The sequence below is a fragment of the Endozoicomonas sp. ONNA1 genome (genome assembly GCF_024606325.1).
Lineage (GTDB): Bacteria > Pseudomonadota > Gammaproteobacteria > Pseudomonadales > Endozoicomonadaceae > Endozoicomonas_A.
Genome location: NZ_JAHHPN010000957.1, coordinates 13,127 through 32,762, shown reverse-complemented (window position 1 = coordinate 32,762; position 19,636 = coordinate 13,127). Strand labels below are relative to the sequence as shown.

Genomic DNA, 19,636 nt, shown 5'->3' with positions numbered 1-19,636 from the left:
GTAAACATTGCCAATAAGGGTACTCGTATAGCTCTGGAGGAAAACCCACACCTGCTGGAAGGTTTGAATATCTGCAAAGGCGTGGTGACTTGTGAGAGCGTTGCTCAGGTACAAAACCTGACCTACAGACCGGCTTCTGAAATGCTCTCTGAAATCTGATGTAAAGATGGTCTGAACCGAATACTCTGGTTTGCTTTTGGCTGCCAGAGTTTTTATTTTTAATAGCGAAAAGAGATTCACACACACACAAATTGATTGATTTTGGGTGGGATTCGGATTTGATTAATTGGCAGTGGTCCAGGTTTGAAGAGCTAACCGGGCAGGAAGTATACAGTATTTTGGAAGCCAGACAGGCTGTCTTTATTGTTGAGCAGGATTGCCCCTATCCCGATGCTGATGGTCTTGATCAGATATCTCTGCACTTATCAGGCTGGGGGGCGGATCGAAATGATCTTGCGGCCTACCTGAGGATTATACCTCCGCCCTCTCCCGACTCCGTTGTCACTATTGGTCGTGTTATTACTACTTCCTCATACCGTGGCAGAGGTTTGGGAAAAGAAATGATGAAACGAGCCTTAGAAAAAGCCAACGAACTCTTTCCTGAATATGATCTTTATCTCAGTGGTCAGGCTCACCTTCAAGCATTTTACGGTGCCTTCGGCTTCAGAGCTGAAGGTGGTATCTATGTGGAAGATGGTATTCCCCATATTGCCATGTTTTCAAGAAGGTCTTGATGACCATCGGCACGAGCGGTCAGTGTTGTCTGAGACAGCTGATTCCACAGCGTGCCAGCTTCTAATATTCATTTCATGGTAGGAATGACAAATTCTGCGCCAGCTCTGATTCCGGTTGGCCAACGGGAAGTAATAGCTTTGCGACGTGTATAAAACTTCACACCTTCCATGCCGTGCATATGCAATGGACCATACAGGGAGCGCTTCCAGCCGCCAAAACTGTGGAATGACATGGGGACAGGGATTGGCACATTAATACCGACCATGCCGATCTGGATGTCATGGGCAAACTGTCGGGCGCTGTCACCATCACGAGTAAAGATAGATGTACCATTGCCGTATTCGTGGTCATTGATCAGGGTGACAGCTGTCTCGAAATCAGGCACACGGACTACTGATAGCACCGGTCCGAATATCTCATCCCGGTAAATGGACATATCGGTGGTGACATTGTCAAACAGGCAACCGCCCAGAAAGTAACCCTCTTCGTGGCCTTCAACAGAATAATTTCTGCCGTCTACGACCAGTTTGGCACCCTGGGCGATACCGGCATCAACATAACCTGATACCTTATTGAGGTGCTCCTGGCTGATGAGGGGCCCCAGTTCAATACCAGGTTCCAGACCATTACCCAGTTTCAGGGCTTTCACTCTGGGAGCCAGACGTTCAATTAGTGCGTCTGCCACATCACCCACAGCAACTGCAACAGAAATAGCCATACAGCGTTCACCCGCAGAACCATAGGCAGCTCCTACCAGTGCGTCAACGGTCTGATCAAGATCAGCATCTGGCATGATAACCATGTGGTTTTTGGCTCCACCCAGGGCCTGAACCCGCTTTCCGTGGTGGCAGCCCTTCTGATAGATATACTCAGCAACAGGTGTAGAGCCAACAAAGCTGACAGCCTGAATATCTTCGGAGGCGAGGATCGTATCCACTGCTTCCTTGTCACCGTTGAGCACATTCAGAACGCCGTCAGGAAGACCGGCTTCTTTCATCAACTCGGCCAGACGGAAAGGAACAGAAGGGTCTTTTTCTGAAGGTTTGAGAATAAAAGTGTTACCACAGGCAATGGCCAGGGGGAACATCCACATGGGTACCATAGCCGGGAAGTTAAAAGGTGTGATTCCTGCCACCACGCCCAGTGGCTGACTGACGGACCACGCATCCACATCCGTTCCGACATTTTCTGTGTATTCCCCTTTCAGCAAGTGAGGGATACCACAGGCGAACTCAACGACCTCCAATCCACGGGTAATATCACCGAGAGCATCTTCCAGAACCTTTCCATGTTCTCTGGTCAGCATTTCAGCCAGCTCGTTACGGTGTTTTTCAACCAGCTCCTTGAATTTGAACAGGAGTCTTGCACGTTTCAGTGGGGTGACATTTCGCCATTCTTCAAAAGCCTGTTTGGCAGTGGCTATGGCCACCTCGACCTCAATGGGACTGGCCAGAGAGACTGAAGCTTCCTGCTTTCCGGTAGCAGGGTTAAAAATGGGTAACTGGCGCACGCTGGGGGCCGAGGGCAAACCGGCGATGAAATGGTTGATTTGAGCACTCATGTCATGGCTCCTTACAGTTCATTACTTTTATTGTTTAGATTGAAACCGTCTCTTTTCAAGGTTACGGGAATTAAGTCTCCGCATGAAGAGCTGAGCACCATGAATTAATGTTCAACCTCCTTTCAACGGCTACTGACAGGTTTCGACAATGGCAAAGTTGTCCTGCATAGAAAGCAGAACCAAAAATCTTGATCTGAATCAATATCTATCACATAAGGGCTTTTGGATTCCGGCTGAATGCAGTTATTCTGGGAATCTACTCAAATTGTTGTTGAGTAGGCTGACTTGAAAAATAGCAAAATGAGGCATGGAGAAACCTTTTGGAAACATTCTGTAAATAGAATAGATCCAGCTTTCACAATATGAGAGTGTTTTTATTTTCATGACTCAATAAGGGGGTTTCTATTCTGATGCCCCGGGCGGAAATGCCTGAATGCTTTGAGGGTCTGTTAAGTTTTCTGGCATTTCAAAATAACAAGAACAAGATAGGAAGAGTGCTATGTCGTTGCTGATCAATAGACTTGTGAAGGATCATGAGCACCTTTTGCGCCTGCTCGATTGTCTGGATCATGAGGTATCCGGATACAAGGATGAAAGTGAGCATACCCCCAGACTCTGGCTGATTCTTGATGCTCTGGACTACCTCCATAATTACCCGGACAGCTTCCATCACCCACTGGAATCCCGATTGCTATCCCGTCTCCGTCCAAGACTGACTGATGCCAGCCAGCGCGCTGTTATGGCAGAAGTAGAGGCTGAGCATAAAGAAATACGTCAGTTCACCACCAGTCTGATAGAGCGTTTCAGTGCCTTGAGTATGGATCAGGTTATCCCGGTCAATCAGCTGTTGGCGGATTATCAAAAATACGTTGAGTTGCAGAGGGCACACATAAAGAAAGAAAACAGGGTTTTGATCCCCGCTATGAAAGCCATTCTGACAGAAGAAGACTTCAAGCAGGTGAACGAGGCTCTGAAAGTGACTCCAGATCCTCTGTTCGGATCCCATACCTGGGAATCCTATGAGAACCTGTATCAGTTTGTGGTGGGAGTTCCCGTTGAACAGGTAGCTTCCGAAGTACACTGAAAATTTGCCGTCTCGGAGGGGCAGTTTCTGAAGCCTTTGTTTTTAATCCTGAAGTTCTGGTCGTTTTCGAAAATAGTCTAAAGCTTCCGGGTTTGCCAAGGCATCGGTATTGGCAATCGGTTTATCATGGACAACATCCCTGACGGCCAGCTCAACGATCTTGCCGCTGATGGTTCTCGGAATATCAGGTGTTTGGAGAACAACCGCAGGTACGTGGCGAGGCGTTGTATTGGCCCGAATGGTCTTTTTTATTTCGCTGATGAGTGCGTCATCCAGGATGATGCCATCTCGTAACTTAACAAACAAAATGACCCTGACATCGCCTTCCCACTCCTGACCAATGGCAACACTTTCGAGTACCTCTTCGACCTTTTCAACCTGTCGGTAAATTTCCGCAGTACCAATTCTCACGCCACCCGGATTCAGGACAGCATCTGCCCTGCCATGAATAATCACCCCTTTATTGACTGTCAGTTCACCAAAGTCTCCATGGGCCCAGACCCCCGGGAACTGGTTGAAATAGGCTTTGTGATACTTTTTGTTCTCAGGGTCATTCCAGAATCCAATAGGCATTGAGGGGAAACTGGACTGACAGGTCAGCTCGCCTTTTTCTTTCAACAGGGGTTTGCCTTCAGGGTTGACGAATTGAACGTCCATTCCCAGCCCTCGGCACTGAAGCTCCCCTCTAATGACCGGCAAGGCAGGGCAGCCCAGAGCAAAGCAGGAAATAATATCGGTACCACCGGAAATAGAGGATAGACAAAGGTCTTTTTTGATGTCCCGGTATACATAATCAAAACTCTCGTGAAGCAAAGGAGAGCCAGTAGACAGAATGGTTTTCAGTTTTGGCAGGGAGTGAGATTCAACAGGTTTAACCCCGGCCTTTTCCAGTGCTGCAATGTATTTTGCACTGGTCCCGAAAACAGTGATCCCTTCTTCTTCAGCGATATCCATAAGGCTTCGTGGTTCAGGATGAAAGGGGGAACCATCATAAAGAACGACAGTGGCTCCCAGCGCAAGAGAAGAAGCCAGCCAGTTCCACATCATCCAGCCGCAGGTAGAAAAATAAAAGAGGGTGTCTTCGGGTTTTACATCCGTGTGTAAAGACAACTCCTTCAGATGCTGTAAAAGGGTACCACCATGTCCATGTATGATGCACTTTGGTGCTCCTGTCGTCCCGGAAGAATACATAATGAACAGAGGGTGGTTGAAATCTACCGCTACAAACTCAGGTGTATTGCGGTCTGGAACAATAAAATCGTCGTATAAACTCGATGAAGTCAGGGAGCTGATATCGGCATCACTGCCAAGGAATGGCACAATGACGGTTTGTTCGATAGAAGGGATTTGCGCCTGAATGGACTGAACTTTTTCCAGGCATTGAATCGGCTTGCCACCATAAAAATAGCCATCAATGCTGAGTAGTACTTTTGGGGTGATTTGCCCAAAACGATCCAGAACACCCTGAATACCAAAATCTGGTGAGCAGGAGGACCAGACAGCTCCCAGCGCGGTAGTCGCCAGCATCATAATCAGGGTTTCAGGGCAGTTGGGCATAAAGGCCGCCACTCGGTCTCCTTTGCTGACCCCGAGGACTTTGAGTCCAGCTTGCGCTGCTGCAACCGCTTTAACCAACTCACCATAACTCAAGGTGATACGCTGGCCATCTTCCCGTCTGAAAATCAGCGCGTCTTCTGTGGTTCTTTCGGCATTTTTGCTATGCCGGAGCATGTGTTCTGCATAGTTGAGAGTCGAGTCCGGAAACCACTTTGCCCCCGGCATTTGATCATGGTGGCAGACAGAAGAAGGGGCACTGTGAAATTGGATGTCTACAAATTTTGCCACGTTATCCCAAAAAGCATAACGATCGCTGACACTCCAGTCATAAAGGGAGTGGAAATCAGTCAGATCCTGAGCAGTGACGTCATTGACTGACTGAATGAATGCGTGAAGATTTGACGATTGAATCCGGCTCTCGTCAGGTGCCCAGAGCTGCGTCATATTTGATCCTGTCTTGTTGTAGTGCCAGCCCGGCGTTCGAGTAGGAACGGATACCCAGTTGATGGCAGATGAATGTCGAGGCTTCGAGAAGCCTGTCCATCTGCACGCCAGTTTTAATGTTCAGGCCTGCCATTAAATAGAGCACATCTTCAGTGGCAACATTGCCAGAGGCTCCCGGCGCGTAGGGGCATCCACCCAGACCGGCAACTGCCGAATCCACCACTGTCAGACCCTCTTCAAGGGACGCGTATATATTGGTTAATGCCTGTCCATAAGTGTTGTGGTAGTGAGCGGCAAGATGCTCCATAGGTACTTCACGACCACAGGCTTCCAATACTCGTTTAACCCTGAGAGGTGTTCCTGTACCTACAGTATCGCCAAGGGAGACTTCGTAGCATCCCATTTGATAGAGTGCTTTGGTCACTTCGGCTACTTGCTGAGGCGTGATGGCGCCATCATAGGGGCAACTGATAATGCAGGAAACATAGCCCCTGACAGGAATATTACTCCGTCTGGCCAGTTCCAAAACTGGCTCAAAACGTTTAAGACTTTCGGCAATGGAACAGTTGATATTTTTCTGGCTGAATCCTTCGGAAGCTGAGGCAAACACCGCTGCCTCGTCTACTCCTGCTTTCAGAGCATCTTCCATCCCTCTGAGATTGGGGGTTAAAGCGGTATAAACAACGTCACATTGACGTTTGATAGTCTGGAAAACTTTATCCGAGTCCGCCATCTGGGGAACATATTCAGTGGAAACGAAACTGCCGGTTTCGATGTGCCGAAGGCCCGATTGAGACAGTAAGTTGACCAGCTGAACACGTGTTTCCGGAGAAGTTGGTGTTGGCAGATTCTGGAGTCCGTCACGGGCTCCAACTTCGACAATACGGACAGACTCAGGCAGCATGTTCACTTTCCTCCCTGAACGCCATGAGCGATGAACCAGCGTCCACCCTGTCGCCTGCTTGATAAAAGACTGACTCAATCATTCCGTCACAAGGAGCATAAATAGTGTGTTCCATTTTCATGGCTTCCATGACCAGCAGAGCGGTGCCGGCATGGACCTGCTGTCCCGCTTCGACCATCACTGAGTTGACGGTACCGTTCATTGGCGCCAACATTGCCTCAGAGCCATCCTGTGCGGTCAGGCATTGTCCTGAAAGGCTCAACTCAACGCTGAAGTCAGGGAAGAATATCTTTAGCCTGGCTTCGGGCAATGGGACCACGCGACATTTTGTTGAAGAAAACACCGTGTTGTGGCCAACCGACAGTTGTCCTGACAAACAACCTGACTCCACCTCATACCAGTGAATATCAGCCTGACAATAGCCATCAGGTAGACTCACTTTGAACCTTTCGGACGTTTTTTCCAGCGAAATCACGTAGGGTTGATGGTTCAGAAACAGAGTTATCTGAGAAGGTGCCACAGCAGCCGGCAATGAACCCTTGTATTGAGATTGATGGAATTGGTATAAGGATCCTGCAATCAACGACACTCTCAATTGATCACGATTCAGTTCTGTCTGAGGTGGATACTGGTCAATAAAGTGTGTCGATAACTCAGCCTTTCTGAAGGCAGATTCATTGACCAGATGCAGCAGAAAGTCCCGGTTATCACTCAAGCCGGCCTGTTGATAGTCAGACAAAGCCTGAGACATTTTATCAATAGCTGCTTCACGATTTTCAGCCCAGACCACCAGTTTTGCCAGCATTGGATCATAGTGGCTGGAGATATGATCACCCTGTTGTACACCGGTATCGATGCGGACATGATCCTTAGCCTGGGGCCATTGCAAGTCCATGATTTTTCCGGAGGAAGGTAAAAAGTCTTGATTAGGACTTTCGGCGTAGATTCGAGCCTCAAGGGCATGGCCATGACATTGCAGCTGATCTTGTGTCAGAGGCAAGGATGCACTAGCGGCAATAGCCAGTTGCCATTCAACCAGATCCTGCCCGGTAATAGCCTCAGTGACAGGGTGTTCAACCTGAAGTCGTGTATTCATTTCCATGAAATAGAAACGTTCACCGTCAACCAGGAACTCAACTGTACCGGCTCCCCGATACTCTATGGCCCTGCCGGCTGCGACTGCGGCTTCACCCATACTTTTTCGCATGGAGTCAGGGAGGTTAGGAGCTGGGGCTTCTTCGATGACTTTCTGGTGACGGCGCTGTAAAGAACAGTCACGGTCGAAAAGATATATTCCTTCATTGTTCTCATCAAAAAAGATCTGAACTTCTACATGGCGAGGTCGGGTGATATACGACTCCAGAAGCAGGTGGTCATCACCAAAACTTTTCAGGGCCTCTCTTCGGGCAGCCTGAAGACCTTCCTGCAACTGGTCTGAATGTTCAATAATTCTCATGCCCTTGCCGCCACCACCCAATGCGGCTTTGACCATCAGAGGGTAACCTATGCGTTCTGCCTCGAGGATCAGGGTTTCATCAGACTGATCGCAGCCGTGATAACCGGGACACACAGGGACACCGGCCTTTTCCATCAGGGCTTTGGCTTCACTTTTTGAACCCATTGCTTTGATGGCTTGGTGACCGGGTCCGATGAAGTGAATACCGGCGCTATGACAGGCCAGAGCAAAGTCTGCATTTTCTGAGAGAAACCCATAGCCGGGGTGCACCGCCTGAGCGCTGGACTGTTGGGCAACTTCAATCAGTTTTTCAGTGCACAGGTAGCTTTCCTGTGCAGGCGAAGAGCCAATGTAATAAGCTTCATCAGCCAGGGTTTTATGAAGGGCCCGGTAATCTGCATCGGAATAGACAGCGACTGTCTTAATTCCCAATTTTTTGGCGGTATTTATCACTCTGCAGGCGATTTCACCCCGGTTGGCAACCAGGATTTTATCGAAATGTTTTACACTCCGTAGACTGTTGTTCGAGCTCATGGCTGTCTTCTCGCTCATGACTGTCTTCTCGCTCATGGCTGCCTCCATGACGGTATGCGTTTTTCAAGGAATGATGCCAGGCCTTCCTGACCTTCAGGAGAGACTCTGATGCGGGCTATCTCCTGGCAGGCCATTTCGACAAACTCTTCATTAATGGGTTTGTTATGAACTTTATGAAGCATGTTTTTGGCCAGTCGAGTCGCTTCAGGAGCATTACCAAGAAGCTGTTGAGTTAGCTCTTCTGCTTTGGTGTCGAGTTCTGATTCAGGCACCCGTTCATGCAGCAATCCCAACTCAAGCGCTTTTTCTCCAGAGAAGACTTCTGCACTCAGAAAGTAACGACGGGCCTGACGGGTACCTATGGCCTGGACAACGTAAGCGCTGATGACGGCCGGGATCAGGCCAATTTTGACCTCACTCAGGCTAAAACGGGTATTCTCTGCTCCCAATGCGATATCGCAGGCACAAATCAGTCCAATAGCACCACCAAATGCAGCGCCCTGAACCACTGCCATGGTAGGTGCTGGAAAGTGATTCAAGGTGTGGAGTAGCTCTGACAGTGTACGTGCGTCGTCGTAGTTTTCCTGTTCACTGAGGTGAATGGCGTTCTTCATCCAGTTAAGATCACCTCCGGCAGAAAAATGTTTGCCGGAGCCTCTGAGTTGCAGCAGTCGTGTCTCTTTACCCGACAGCTGTTTCAGGGCCGCAATCAGTTCGCTGATCAGTTCTGCATTAAAAGCATTACCCACTTCCGGACGGTTCATGGTTATGCTGGCAACGCCATTGCTGGTGGTCTCGATAATGAGAGAGTTGCTCATGGTATTACCTCCCTGCCTTACATTCTGAAAACACCAAAGCGGGTTTCTTCGATGGGCGCATTCATGGCTACAGAGAGGCTCTGGCCCAGAACGTCACGGGTATTGACGGGGTCAATAATGCCATCGTCCCAGAGCCGGGCACTGGCATAAATCGGATTGCCTTTGTGGTCATAGGTTTCGATGACCGGTGTTTTAATGGCGGCTTCTTCTTCGGCAGAAAGGGTTTTCCCCTTTCGTGCGAGACTGTCTTTTTTAACCTGGGCCAGAACTTCTGCTGCCTGTTCACCGCCCATCACTGAGATTCTGGCATTAGGCCAGATCCAAAGAAATCTCGGGTCATAAGCCCGCCCACACATACCGTAGTTGCCTGCACCAAAACTGCCGCCAATGATGACGGTGAGTTTTGGAACGGTTGCACAGGCCACCGCATTGACCATCTTGGCGCCGTCTTTTGCTATGCCCCCTGCTTCATAGTTTGAACCCACCATGAAGCCTGTGATGTTTTGCAGGAAAAGCAAAGGTATACGTCGCTGGCAACATAATTCGATAAAGTGAGCCCCCTTCTGGGCCGACTCTGAGAAGAGAACTCCGTTGTTTGCCAGAATGCCGACCGGGTGACCATGAATTCTGGCAAAGCCGCAGACCAGAGTAGTGCCATAGCGGGCCTTGAATTCATCAAATTCGGAACCATCAACGATTCGGGCAATGACTTCACGAACGTCATAATTCTGTTTCAGATCGGAAGGGATCAGGCCATAGAGTTCGCCGGGGTCATAGACGGGAGGAATGGGCTTTTCTAATGGGAAGGGATGAGTTTTCTTTTTGTTCAATCTGTCAATGGAACTTCTGACAAGTTCAAGGGCGTGGGCATCATTTTCTGCCATGTAATCCGCCACACCTGATTGTTCACAATGAACCCCGGCACCACCCAGCTCTTCTGCCGTGACCTCTTCTCCGGTGGCGGCTTTGACCAGAGGTGGGCCTGCCAGAAAGATAGTGCCCTGATTTCTGACGATAATGGTTTCGTCTGCCATAGCCGGCACATAGGCTCCTCCTGCCGTACAGGAGCCCATAACTGCGGCAATCTGGGGAATTCCTTTGGCAGACATGTTGGCCTGGTTAAAGAAGATTCGACCAAAGTGTTCTCTGTCCGGAAATACTTCATCCTGGTAGGGAAGGTTGGCTCCTCCGGAATCAACCAGGTAGATGCAGGGCAGATGATTTTGTTCGGCAATGGTCTGGGCGCGCAGGTGTTTTTTACCGTAAGCGGGAAGTAACTGCCGCCTTTGACAGTAGCATCGTTGGCCAGAATCATACATTCGATGCCAGCAACAAAACCTACGCCTGCAACAACACCGGCGCAGGGGGCTTCATTATCGTAGATGTCGGCAGCGGCAAAGCGGCCTACTTCTAGAAAAGGGGAGTTGGGATCAAGCAAATGGGCAATGCGATCCCGGGCTAACAACTTTCCTCTGGCAGTATGGTTTTCTCTCGATTTTTGACTGCCGCCTTGGGCAATGGTTTCAAAACGAGCATTGATCTGGTCCACCAGAGCCTGCATGTGTCGGCGGTTGTTGTGGAATTCGGGGCTGTCGGGTGCCACTTTTGAAGATAGTACGGGCATATTGATCGCCTCTGATGAAGCCGTTTTTTTGCTCATAGCCTTGCAGCGTTGCGATAGAGGTTAGATCACATCCTGCATGCCAAGGCTATGGCTGTTTCGGAATGTATGATTGTTGTTATGGCAGCATGGTTGTCCTGAGAGAGCAGTGCTGCGTGGCGATGTTAGCGAGACTCCTGGAAAAGTTCTCTGCCGATCAGCATACGACGGATTTCTGATGTACCGGCACCTATCTCATAGAGCTTGGCATCTCTAAGCAGGCGACCGGTTGGATATTCATTGATGTAGCCATTACCACCCAAAATCTGAATGGCGTCCAGTGCCATCTGGGTAGCACGTTCAGCACAATAAAGAATGACACCGGCTGCGTCTTTTCGGGTACTTTCACCACGATCACAGGCAGCCGCAACTGCATAAAGGTAAGCTTTACTGGCATTCATCTGGCTGTACATGTCAGCCACTTTGCCCTGGATCAACTGAAACTCACCAATGGACTTGCCAAACTGTTTACGGTCATGAATGTAGGGAATTACGACATCCATACAGGCTTGCATAATGCCGGTTGGGCCTCCGGACAGAACCACTCGCTCATAGTCCAGTCCACTCATGAGCACCGATACCCCTTCATTGACGGCACCCAGTACGTTTTCTTCAGGCACTTCGCAATCTACAAACACCAACTCACAGGTGTTCGATCCTCTCATGCCCAATTTGTCCAGCTTTTGAGCACGAGAGAAACCTTTGGCGTCTCGTTCAACGATGAATGCGGTAATGCCTCGGGAACTTTTTTTGGGTTCGGTTTTGGCATAAATGACGTAGGTGTGGGCATCCGGGCCATTGGTGATCCACATCTTGCTGCCATTCAGAATATATCTGTCGCCTTTTTTCTCGGCTTTCAGTTTCATGCTGACAACATCTGAACCTGCGTTAGGTTCGCTCATGGCCAGAGCGCCGATGTGCTCGCCGCTGATCAATTTGGGAAGGTATTTCTGCTTCTGTACTTTGTTGCCGTTACGCTTGATTTGGTTTACACACAGATTGGAGTGTGCCCCATAACTGAGAGCAACGGAGGCAGAAGCCCGGCTGATCTCTTCCATGGCGATGACATGAGCGAGATAACCCATGTCTGAACCACCGAGTTCTTCTTCTGCCGTTATGCCAAGCAAACCCATAGCTCCGAACTTTTGCCAGAGGTCCATGGGAAACTGGTTGCTGCTGTCGATTTCCCGGGCGCGGGGAGCAATTTCATGATCGCAAAACTGTCTGACCTGCTCTCTCAGCAGGTCATTGGTTTCACCCAGATTGAAGTTGAGTGTCAGGTAATTCATCGAACGTATCTTTGTTTAAATTATTCTTAGACTATAGTCATTGTGTGGCTATAGGCATTTCAATTCGTGATTACAGTTCCGAAGATCTTTCCGGATATCCACCTAAACAGCAACTATTGGATAAATAACTTCACAGCATGATGTTAGTGTTCCATTTCTGAGGGAAAACGTAAATGCTTATATTATCGAAAGTCGCCTATTGTACGACAGAAAAATGTTACCTGTGATGACCTGAGTAACGGTTGTGACTGTTCCATGAACTCCCGTAGTCAAAGTGATCAATAGCGATGGCGTCTGGGTATCTATTGCATGGATAACGGTAGAAAAGTCCTGCTTTGTCAGGGACTGGCATGTATTCTGACTCGTTTAAATACAGGCCAGGCAATCTGTAGAGCGAGTCCGCTTTTACAATGCAGAAGTCATTCCCTGCCTCTCTTAACTTAACGGCAGTTTCAGTCAGCAAGCTGCCCGGGCGAAACTCTTGCACCTTTGGCGCCCAGTCAATGTAGGGGTAAATTTTGGTATGGGGAAGCATTAGCCACCCTGTTTGTTCGTCCGCTGCTGCAGCCCTGTACCAACTGTCTATCCCCAGCAGAAAAAAAGCCGGACCGAAAATGTCTACTTTGGAATGGGGTACTTCATCTTCCAGAGGAGGGATGGATAACAGCAGGTTATTGAGCGCCGGGTGATTGGCCTCAGCGGCAAAAAAAGCGTTGCTCAAGTAGCCTTGCTGAGACGTCAAAAATGCAAACTCATTAGCCGTTATGAGTGTGTATAGAGGTTGTTTAATGAGGTCGGCCATTTCATTGGGATTAAGCAGTTCAAACTTCATATCGAAATAGAAACCGCCGAATTCGTGGACGATTCGATATCTCAGGATGTCGCCCAGACTAGCGAGGTGACTATCGTCAGACGTTCTGTTGCGTTCCAGAATAGCCTTAATGACCGAATGCTCATTATCAAAAAGTTCATTAATGGAGTATTCTTTTGTGGTGTATTCTGACTCGGTCCAGGTATGTCGAATGATTTTTCCATTCCGTTCGAGGAAGTTGTTCTGAGTGGCTCGCCACAGGTTATACTCCCAGCCCTTGACCTTTTTAAAACTCTGACTGACGATATCCAGGTATTCGGGTACTTTTGCACCAATCCAGATTTGATGAATCTTACCCGGGATGGCCGCTTCTGTGCTGCCTGAAAGTACGGCAAACAATAAAATGAGTGGTCGACAGACGCTAAAAAATACTGGGTGTGCCCAACTTTTTACAAGCAGATCACGGTTGTTTGTGTTTATCAATTTGGAATCCATTTTTTAATCTGTACAGTAAAATAAGACTTCAGCTATCAGTGGAGTTCGCCCCCAAAGGCCACAGATGTTAAGCTGATGTTCGATTTAAGGGACTTGGCACAGCTCTTTCAAACTGCTTTGAAGAAGGGGTGTAGCCATTGTTCCATCATTGGAAACGAAAAAGGGTTTTAATGGTCTGCATCTCTTCGACATTCGTCGAGATAATATAGACAGGCTTTCGACAATGAGTAGCCGGTATAGCTGAACTGACCATTTTTTCTCTGAATGATATTAAAATGAGTAATTTGATTAAGCTGAATAGCTTGATTTTTATGGCACCACTATGAATGCATTAATACAGCTGACAGACGCCAAGGAAGCGCTGGTAAAAGCAGCGGAAAAGCTGATAGCTGAGAGGGGGCTGGATGCGGTTTCAGATCGTGAAATAGCCAGAGCCGCAGGACAGAAGAATAATTCTGCTGTTCAGTATCATTTTGGTGACCGGGCAGGGCTGATTAACGCCATTCTGGATTTCCGAATGATCCCTCTCAACCAGAAGCGTCATGAGATGCTTGATGAGCTTCTCAACCATAAAGAACCACCAACTACCAGAGATCTGGTGAAGGTTTTGTTGCTTCCATACATGGCAAACCTGAAAACCTCAAGAGAAGAGAGTTCCTATACCAGTCTGGTCTGTCATCTGTTTCAGCGAGGTAATCATCAGATCGCTGCGATGGATACCCCCAGAAGCAGCTCTCTGGTTCGTATGACCGAGGCATTTGGTACCATTTTGCCACATTTGAGTGTCAAAGAGCTCCGTGCCCGGCTCGCTTTTATGGGGTCCATAGTGATTCATACAGTAGCTCGCTGGGATCAGCAGTGCCGCCTGGACCCTGAGACCTGGACACCAGAACATATTAGCCAGCAGGCCCGGTTCCTCATTGAGTTTCTGGCGGGAGGAATGGATCAGGATGCTCTGGCTGATTAAGCCCGACTCAGGAACCAGAATTCCCCGACGAGGAAGATACTCTTTCAGAATCTGACCACTGGTTTTTTAAATAGTGATTTACAGCTAAGGCCGTGGTGGATGAGAACGATTAAATTGTTTTGATGAGTGGCCTGAAAAAATGAATCGGGTTCGGGTTCATACACCGGCAGGGAAAGCAGATCGGAAAAAGATCACCCAAACTCGATTCGAGAGTAAGCGAGTTCAGATAATATCAATATCCGCAACGCAATCGAAAATATGGTTGGGCTTGTAAGGGACCTTATCGATATCAGCGAGTCGGGATACACCGGACAAAACCAGAATGGTTTCAAGGCCGGCCTGAAAGCCCGCAAGAATATCAGTGCGCAGGTTGTCACCTACAATGACGGTGTTGTCTGAATGTGACCCCATTTTGTTCAGGGCGGCACGTATAATCCAGGCACTGGGTTTGCCCACATAGAATGGCTTTTTGCCAGTAATCCGCTCGATAGGAGCACACAGTGCACCGCAGGCCGGAGTCATATTGGGACCGTGGGTATCAGGGTTTGTGGCAATAAAACGTGCTCCTTCAGACACAAACCGGGCTCCGGTGTGGATCATGTTCCAGTTGTAATTCTTGGTTTCACCCACGACGACAAAATCCGGATTGATATCGGTAATGGCAAAGCCTGCTTTATACAGTTCGTGAACCAGGGCACCCTCGCCGATGACATAAGCTTTCTGACCTTCCTGCCGTTTAAGAAATTCTGCTGTAGCCATGGCAGAAGTGAAAAAGCAACTTTCCGGAATAATGATGCCGACAGAAGCAAAACGGTTCTGCAGGTCTTTCTCGGTCTGGGAGGGATAGTTGGTTAGCATGACCAGAGAGATGTCCCTCTCCAGCATACTGTGAATGAAATCATCAGCACCGGGAATCAGGGTGTTGTCATGCAAAATCACGCCGTCAATGTCACAAATTACGCTTTTAGACATAATACTATCTGATCAGGTTAGACTCTGAGAAGGGCATTATAAAGGGCTTGAAAGCCAGAAGGCCAGAAAGCTTTCCAGCCCGAAGTGCCAGCGTCTGATTACGCTGTTGTTAACCAAATCTGAAAATCGTGTATCCACTTCACGATGGCCACCAAAACCTCTCTTGCCTTTGTGCAGACAGCTACAGCTTTCGGTATACTTAACTTACTCAGTCAAAGTCGTTTAACCCGCTGGTTAGTTGCCTGATCTGGAGGGTGTCGCAAAAGTGCTTTATTCTGTAGTCCTTGAGGTGATTCCCGTTCAATACATACAAAAAAACAGGACTGAGCACCATTGTGATCAAATATCATCTGATTTTATTCAGAAAGCTGTGATAGTCATCAGGGTTCAGTCCCAGTTTCTGCAAGTATTGGACGGTCGAAAAGAGAACTTCCCCGGTACTATAGTCTTTGCTGGATCTAACATCGTCAGGGACGGGCTGAATCGGCTCATTGCGCTTTCGACGTTCATGAATATATTCGAACCAGGTTTGTAAAAACTGATTAACCAATTTTAACTCCCTCAAATTTTCAGGGCAGCGGAAAAAACGAAACTCTATTGTACCATAGGGTTGGATCATCTCTGTTCCTGGAATATGCAACAAAGAAATAGCCATATATTTGTCTATCTCTACATCAGAAAACCCACCAAACATTTGTTGTAAAGGAGCCATCTGTATCAGATGACTGTATATTTTTGAAAACCGCTTAAGCTTCTCCAGTTTTTCTGAATCGGTTTGCCAATGACCATTCGGTTTTTCACAATTGAATCCCTCTAATTTTTCATTGTACGTAGCAATCATCCAGTTTATCCGCTCAATGGCTAACCCCCTCATATCAGAATAATCAGAAAACAATTTATACCATTGACTCTCATCATCATTGATGATTCGGTCATTATTCCCGAATGCTCTTAGTAAATAGGGATTGCTCTCAATCTCCCTCTGCAATTCCAAAAGAACACTCGGATCACCGTGGGTGGCACTCAATGCATCGACATGCTTGTGACCGGAAGAATAACCTATAAGCCCATCTTGAATCATTGAATCAACCACTTCAAAGACTTTTTCAAAACAACTGTCCACATTGGCTTCACCATCATGGTATGGTTTACAATTCACCTCAAACCATGCATCACCATCCATAGTAGGAGTTATGTGGAAAAGACCATCAAAAGTTAAGTTATGAGTGCCAACACCTGCCTTGTTAGCCCCTGACTTTTTCATACGATCTTCAAATATGGGAATATAATTGCTATCTTGTAGGCTTCCCGTTTCAATTATTGAAGTTATATCGTATTCCAGCTCTTCACCAAATATGAGGTTTAGGTTATTATCAAGCGTTATATCTTGTTCCAGGCAGTCTTGCTTTTCTTCAAGCATATCATTAAGAGTACCTAACCAAAGTTTTTTAAGATTCGGTCCAATGAGAACTTCATTAAAAGATTTTCTAAGGGTATTATTTTTTCGTAGAGCGTCAGTAATAAGATTTCTACTCATTGCATTTTCATTAAAATCCATCAATTTCCTTGATTCATCAGTAAGTTCTCGTCTGTAGAGGGTGATCAATTCCATGAGATTAAGAAATTCTGAAAAACAGCCATTACCAAAAAATATTTTTTCAAAAAAACGAAATGCATCATGCCGAGCTAACAGGTAGTACTTATTTTTAAATTCATTATGATGTCCATGGTATATGTAAAGATAGTCGGCTAATAAAGCACCAAGATAGTAGTATTTATATGTCTTGTTATTAAGTAATGACTCACTTTTTCGTTGAGAAAATATTCTGGATAAAATGGAATCTATTTTTTCAATATTTTTAGTGCTAATTCTAAGGTCAGGTCGATATTTATGGGTATCAGTTTTAAAAGTAAATTTCTGGTTTGTTAACATTCCTTCCATATATAATATGAAATCTACAAAAATTTCTTTAACATTGTGTTCAGTAGTCATGACATTACCTCGAAAATGGACATGTTCAAAATCCTTTCTTTTTTCATTCTCGATTATTCTTTCGATAGAAAAATCATGTTTCTCAGTGAGTTTATTAATAGTATTTAAGAAATGCCCGGCTGCCTCTTGAGGTGTCAAGTATGGAGTATTTAAGCTGAGGTTTGAGTCGATTCTCCTGCGCTTGCCCAGTTTTACTTTTAATGATCCTTGTTGCCTTTGATTTTCGGTTTGATCCCCTTTTTTGGTCTGCCGATCACTATCAACTTTGTCATTTCCTGTCAGATTTTCCTTTGAATTACCCAGACTGATAATATCGGGAATGTCACCAGTATTCCCTTTCAAAAAGGCATTTTTAGCAGTATCAGGCAAAAAGAATGAAAAAGTATTCAAGACATTCGCCTGATTATTAATAATCTCATTTTTTTCGTCGGCTAATGGATAGAGGTTATTCTTTTCTTTTTCAGAAAACTCTGTGTTCTTTTTGTGATCGAGTTCTTTAAGCTCTTTTTTTACTTTATATGTTGCACTCTCTAGAAAGTGGTTTTTCCAAACTGGGAAAGTTGGTATTTCTTTTTTCTTGAAGGCATCAAGTAGTAATTTTTCAACACTGTTTCTTTCAATAGGAAGTATTATCGGAAAAGACTTGCTTGTGTAAGCCGGAATTAAAGCTCCCTGACGGCAGAGAGTCAAGGGTTGAGAAGCTATCGCATGTGAAGCAGTCATGAATAACCAGATAAAAATAATTGCTGACTTCATAATCGGAAAAGTTATCTTTATTAATCTGTTTAAATGCCAAGATCCTGAATAGTTTTATTCGGCGACTCCAAGTACACTCTATAGCAAGCGTTTTAGTCGATAAGTCTGAATATTCCAATTATTCAATTAAAAAATATCAACACGAAAGCTGATAAGTGTGTATAGAGTATCTTTGATACTATGCATGATCTTGTGTAGTTGTCTGGCTTGAAGATTAATTGCCATCGAATAAGCTAGTTACATATTGGGAAATAATCAAATGTGCTGGCGAAATAATCACAATTGCTCAGCCCTTATGACCAAAACATGAAGGTCCATTGGACTGAAAAAACTCAAGGGCTTCAGAATAAAGCACTTTTGCATTAATGACCGTTGTTTATTAAAAGCCCATGCCTAACAGCCTTAAAAGCAGGAAAAAAACTGCAGTCGTATAATCAAACAGCTATTTTTATTCAAAAGACAATAAGAAAGGCTGTTGCAAAAGTCCTGAGCTTCGCTGGTACTGCTTTAAAAAGTGACTCAGCTTTGCCCGCTACTTTTGCAACACCTTCCGGATCAGGGAACGATCCAGTGGGTTAGACGACTTCGACCGAGTAGCCAGACCACTGCAGTGCTGGCCAGCATGGTCACAACAGTCCAGAAGGGAATCATGATAATAGCACTCGCAGGGTAGAGGTCGTAGGCTCTGACGGGCCAGAGCAGAAGAGGGTGTACCAGGTATATGCCCAGACTGTAACGGCTGAGAATTGAAATAATGCTTTTGCTTCTCCCCTGAAATTTATCGCAGTAGTGTTTGGCCAGGCAGAAAACCATGGTTGCCACGAGAACGGTATTAATGGTTTTATAAGAGTTGAATCGACCAGAACTGTACGTTCCTTTCTCGTTGCTAAGCCAGAACACTCCGCCTAAAGTGAGTATCAGTCCAAGAATACCGCCAAAAATAATCAATGATTGATACCTACGGGTATCATACTTCGCAAGGCAATATCCCCAGATTAAATAACCACCGTACAGGAGTGTATTGATATGCCAGAAAGTTTCGATCCTGATCAGGTAACTTAATGTCAGCCATAACCAGACCCCTGCCATAAATTTAAGCAGGTCATCGGGCATGGCCTGCACAGCAGGCTTCAGAAAAGGGATGACAAGATAAAGGGGAATAAAATAGTAATAGAAACCAAGGTGGTACCAGGTACTTTCATAGGGAAGTTCTTTCAGGGTATTAATAGCCCTGGTCCACTCGTAATCAAAAGTGGGTGTGAGTCCTGCCAGAAAGGAATAAAACACGGCCCAGAAAAGAAAGGGCACCAGAACTTTCATCACCCGTCGTCTCAGGAAGTAATTCAGGTCAAAAGGGCGCTTGTCCGATAAAAACAGCATGCCGGTGATCATGATAAAAATGGGTACGCACCAGCGGGAAAAACTGTTAAAAGTGACTGCCGTGAGCCAATCTGACATGGGGATTTGTCCGTAAAGCTCGCGATAGGGTCCCAGCACGTGGATCATAATCACAGCTATTGCGGCCACAACACGCAATAGGTCCAGATAAAACACAGGTTCTCTTTTTGATGACATTGGCCTGATTCTTTTTGCTAGGTAG

General features: G+C 46.5%; 13 protein-coding genes and 1 pseudogene. 3 read left to right on the top strand and 11 right to left on the bottom strand.

The genetic code is table 11. The features are described 5' to 3' along the window. Positions 1–278 precede the first annotated feature (278 nt). Positions 279–734: a GNAT family N-acetyltransferase gene (locus KDK19_RS23140; RefSeq protein WP_257287912.1), complete on the top strand. Its 456-nt coding sequence runs from the start codon at positions 279–281 to the stop codon at positions 732–734. A gap of 68 nt (positions 735–802) precedes the next feature. Here the strand turns inward: KDK19_RS23140 and KDK19_RS23135 are convergent, their stop codons facing one another. Continuing rightward, entirely contained in the window at positions 803–2,296 is a 1,494-nt protein-coding gene (locus tag KDK19_RS23135; protein WP_257287911.1) for a CoA-acylating methylmalonate-semialdehyde dehydrogenase, read from the bottom strand. Between the two features lie 499 nt (positions 2,297–2,795). Between KDK19_RS23135 and KDK19_RS23130 the strand changes: the two genes are divergently transcribed. Further along, positions 2,796–3,380 carry a hemerythrin domain-containing protein gene (locus KDK19_RS23130; RefSeq protein ID WP_257274924.1) on the top strand — a complete coding sequence of 195 codons (585 nt, stop codon included), beginning with the start codon at positions 2,796–2,798 and terminating at the stop codon, positions 3,378–3,380. 42 nt (positions 3,381–3,422) lie between these two features. On the opposite strand, the gene KDK19_RS23125 is transcribed toward KDK19_RS23130, so the two are convergent. From KDK19_RS23125 to KDK19_RS23095, 7 genes and pseudogenes are all read right to left on the bottom strand, one after another. After that, complete coding sequence (locus KDK19_RS23125) at positions 3,423–5,381, bottom strand: acetoacetate--CoA ligase (RefSeq protein ID WP_257280141.1); 1,959 nt, start codon at positions 5,379–5,381, stop codon at positions 3,423–3,425. Then, positions 5,359–6,285: a hydroxymethylglutaryl-CoA lyase gene (locus tag KDK19_RS23120; protein ID WP_257280142.1), complete on the bottom strand. Its 927-nt coding sequence runs from the start codon at positions 6,283–6,285 to the stop codon at positions 5,359–5,361. Before KDK19_RS23120 ends, KDK19_RS23125 begins: the two co-directional genes overlap by 23 nt. Continuing rightward, positions 6,275–8,311: a biotin carboxylase N-terminal domain-containing protein gene (locus KDK19_RS23115; RefSeq protein ID WP_257293042.1), complete on the bottom strand. Its 2,037-nt coding sequence runs from the start codon at positions 8,309–8,311 to the stop codon at positions 6,275–6,277. The genes KDK19_RS23120 and KDK19_RS23115 overlap by 11 nt, the downstream gene beginning before the upstream one ends. After that, positions 8,308–9,093 (bottom strand): enoyl-CoA hydratase-related protein, encoded by a 786-nt coding sequence (locus tag KDK19_RS23110; RefSeq protein ID WP_257280144.1) that lies wholly within the window; start codon positions 9,091–9,093, stop codon positions 8,308–8,310. The genes KDK19_RS23115 and KDK19_RS23110 overlap by 4 nt, the downstream gene beginning before the upstream one ends. A gap of 17 nt (positions 9,094–9,110) precedes the next feature. Continuing rightward, positions 9,111–10,717: pseudogene (locus KDK19_RS23105) on the bottom strand (carboxyl transferase domain-containing protein). Between the two features lie 161 nt (positions 10,718–10,878). Further along, positions 10,879–12,042: an isovaleryl-CoA dehydrogenase gene (locus KDK19_RS23100; RefSeq protein WP_257280146.1), complete on the bottom strand. Its 1,164-nt coding sequence runs from the start codon at positions 12,040–12,042 to the stop codon at positions 10,879–10,881. A 217-nt stretch (positions 12,043–12,259) separates the two neighbouring features. Then, positions 12,260–13,348, bottom strand: coding sequence for a hypothetical protein (locus tag KDK19_RS23095; protein ID WP_257287191.1), 1,089 nt, complete (start codon positions 13,346–13,348; stop codon positions 12,260–12,262). Between the two features lie 322 nt (positions 13,349–13,670). Between KDK19_RS23095 and KDK19_RS23090 the strand changes: the two genes are divergently transcribed. Then, complete coding sequence (locus KDK19_RS23090; protein ID WP_257280148.1) at positions 13,671–14,315, top strand: TetR/AcrR family transcriptional regulator; 645 nt, start codon at positions 13,671–13,673, stop codon at positions 14,313–14,315. A 222-nt stretch (positions 14,316–14,537) separates the two neighbouring features. Here the strand turns inward: KDK19_RS23090 and KDK19_RS23085 are convergent, their stop codons facing one another. The 3 genes from KDK19_RS23085 to KDK19_RS23075 form a co-directional block, all read right to left on the bottom strand. After that, complete coding sequence (locus KDK19_RS23085; protein ID WP_306671205.1) at positions 14,538–15,287, bottom strand: HAD-IIA family hydrolase; 750 nt, start codon at positions 15,285–15,287, stop codon at positions 14,538–14,540. Between the two features lie 346 nt (positions 15,288–15,633). After that, a complete protein-coding gene (locus KDK19_RS23080; protein ID WP_257293041.1) occupies positions 15,634–18,036 on the bottom strand; it encodes a hypothetical protein in 2,403 nt (800 codons plus the stop codon). Between the two features lie 555 nt (positions 18,037–18,591). Next, positions 18,592–19,611, bottom strand: coding sequence for an acyltransferase (locus tag KDK19_RS23075; RefSeq protein WP_257288590.1), 1,020 nt, complete (start codon positions 19,609–19,611; stop codon positions 18,592–18,594). Between the last annotated feature and the right edge of the window lie 25 nt (positions 19,612–19,636).

What these genes read in the sequence shown, in the direction of transcription:
- KDK19_RS23130 (WP_257274924.1), top strand. Translation starts at nt 2,796, where the DNA reads ATGTCGTTGCTGATCAATAGACTTGTGAAGGATCATGAGCACCTTTTG.
- KDK19_RS23115 (WP_257293042.1), bottom strand. Translation starts at nt 8,311, where the DNA reads ATGAGCGAGAAGACAGTCATGAGCGAGAAGACAGCCATGAGCTCGAAC.
- KDK19_RS23125 (WP_257280141.1), bottom strand. Translation starts at nt 5,381, where the DNA reads ATGACGCAGCTCTGGGCACCTGACGAGAGCCGGATTCAATCGTCAAAT.
- KDK19_RS23100 (WP_257280146.1), bottom strand. Translation starts at nt 12,042, where the DNA reads ATGAATTACCTGACACTCAACTTCAATCTGGGTGAAACCAATGACCTG.
- KDK19_RS23120 (WP_257280142.1), bottom strand. Translation starts at nt 6,285, where the DNA reads ATGCTGCCTGAGTCTGTCCGTATTGTCGAAGTTGGAGCCCGTGACGGA.
- KDK19_RS23110 (WP_257280144.1), bottom strand. Translation starts at nt 9,093, where the DNA reads ATGAGCAACTCTCTCATTATCGAGACCACCAGCAATGGCGTTGCCAGC.
- KDK19_RS23090 (WP_257280148.1), top strand. Translation starts at nt 13,671, where the DNA reads ATGAATGCATTAATACAGCTGACAGACGCCAAGGAAGCGCTGGTAAAA.
- KDK19_RS23085 (WP_306671205.1), bottom strand. Translation starts at nt 15,287, where the DNA reads ATGTCTAAAAGCGTAATTTGTGACATTGACGGCGTGATTTTGCATGAC.
- KDK19_RS23075 (WP_257288590.1), bottom strand. Translation starts at nt 19,611, where the DNA reads ATGTCATCAAAAAGAGAACCTGTGTTTTATCTGGACCTATTGCGTGTT.
- KDK19_RS23135 (WP_257287911.1), bottom strand. Translation starts at nt 2,296, where the DNA reads ATGAGTGCTCAAATCAACCATTTCATCGCCGGTTTGCCCTCGGCCCCC.
- KDK19_RS23095 (WP_257287191.1), bottom strand. Translation starts at nt 13,348, where the DNA reads ATGGATTCCAAATTGATAAACACAAACAACCGTGATCTGCTTGTAAAA.
- KDK19_RS23080 (WP_257293041.1), bottom strand. Translation starts at nt 18,036, where the DNA reads ATGAAGTCAGCAATTATTTTTATCTGGTTATTCATGACTGCTTCACAT.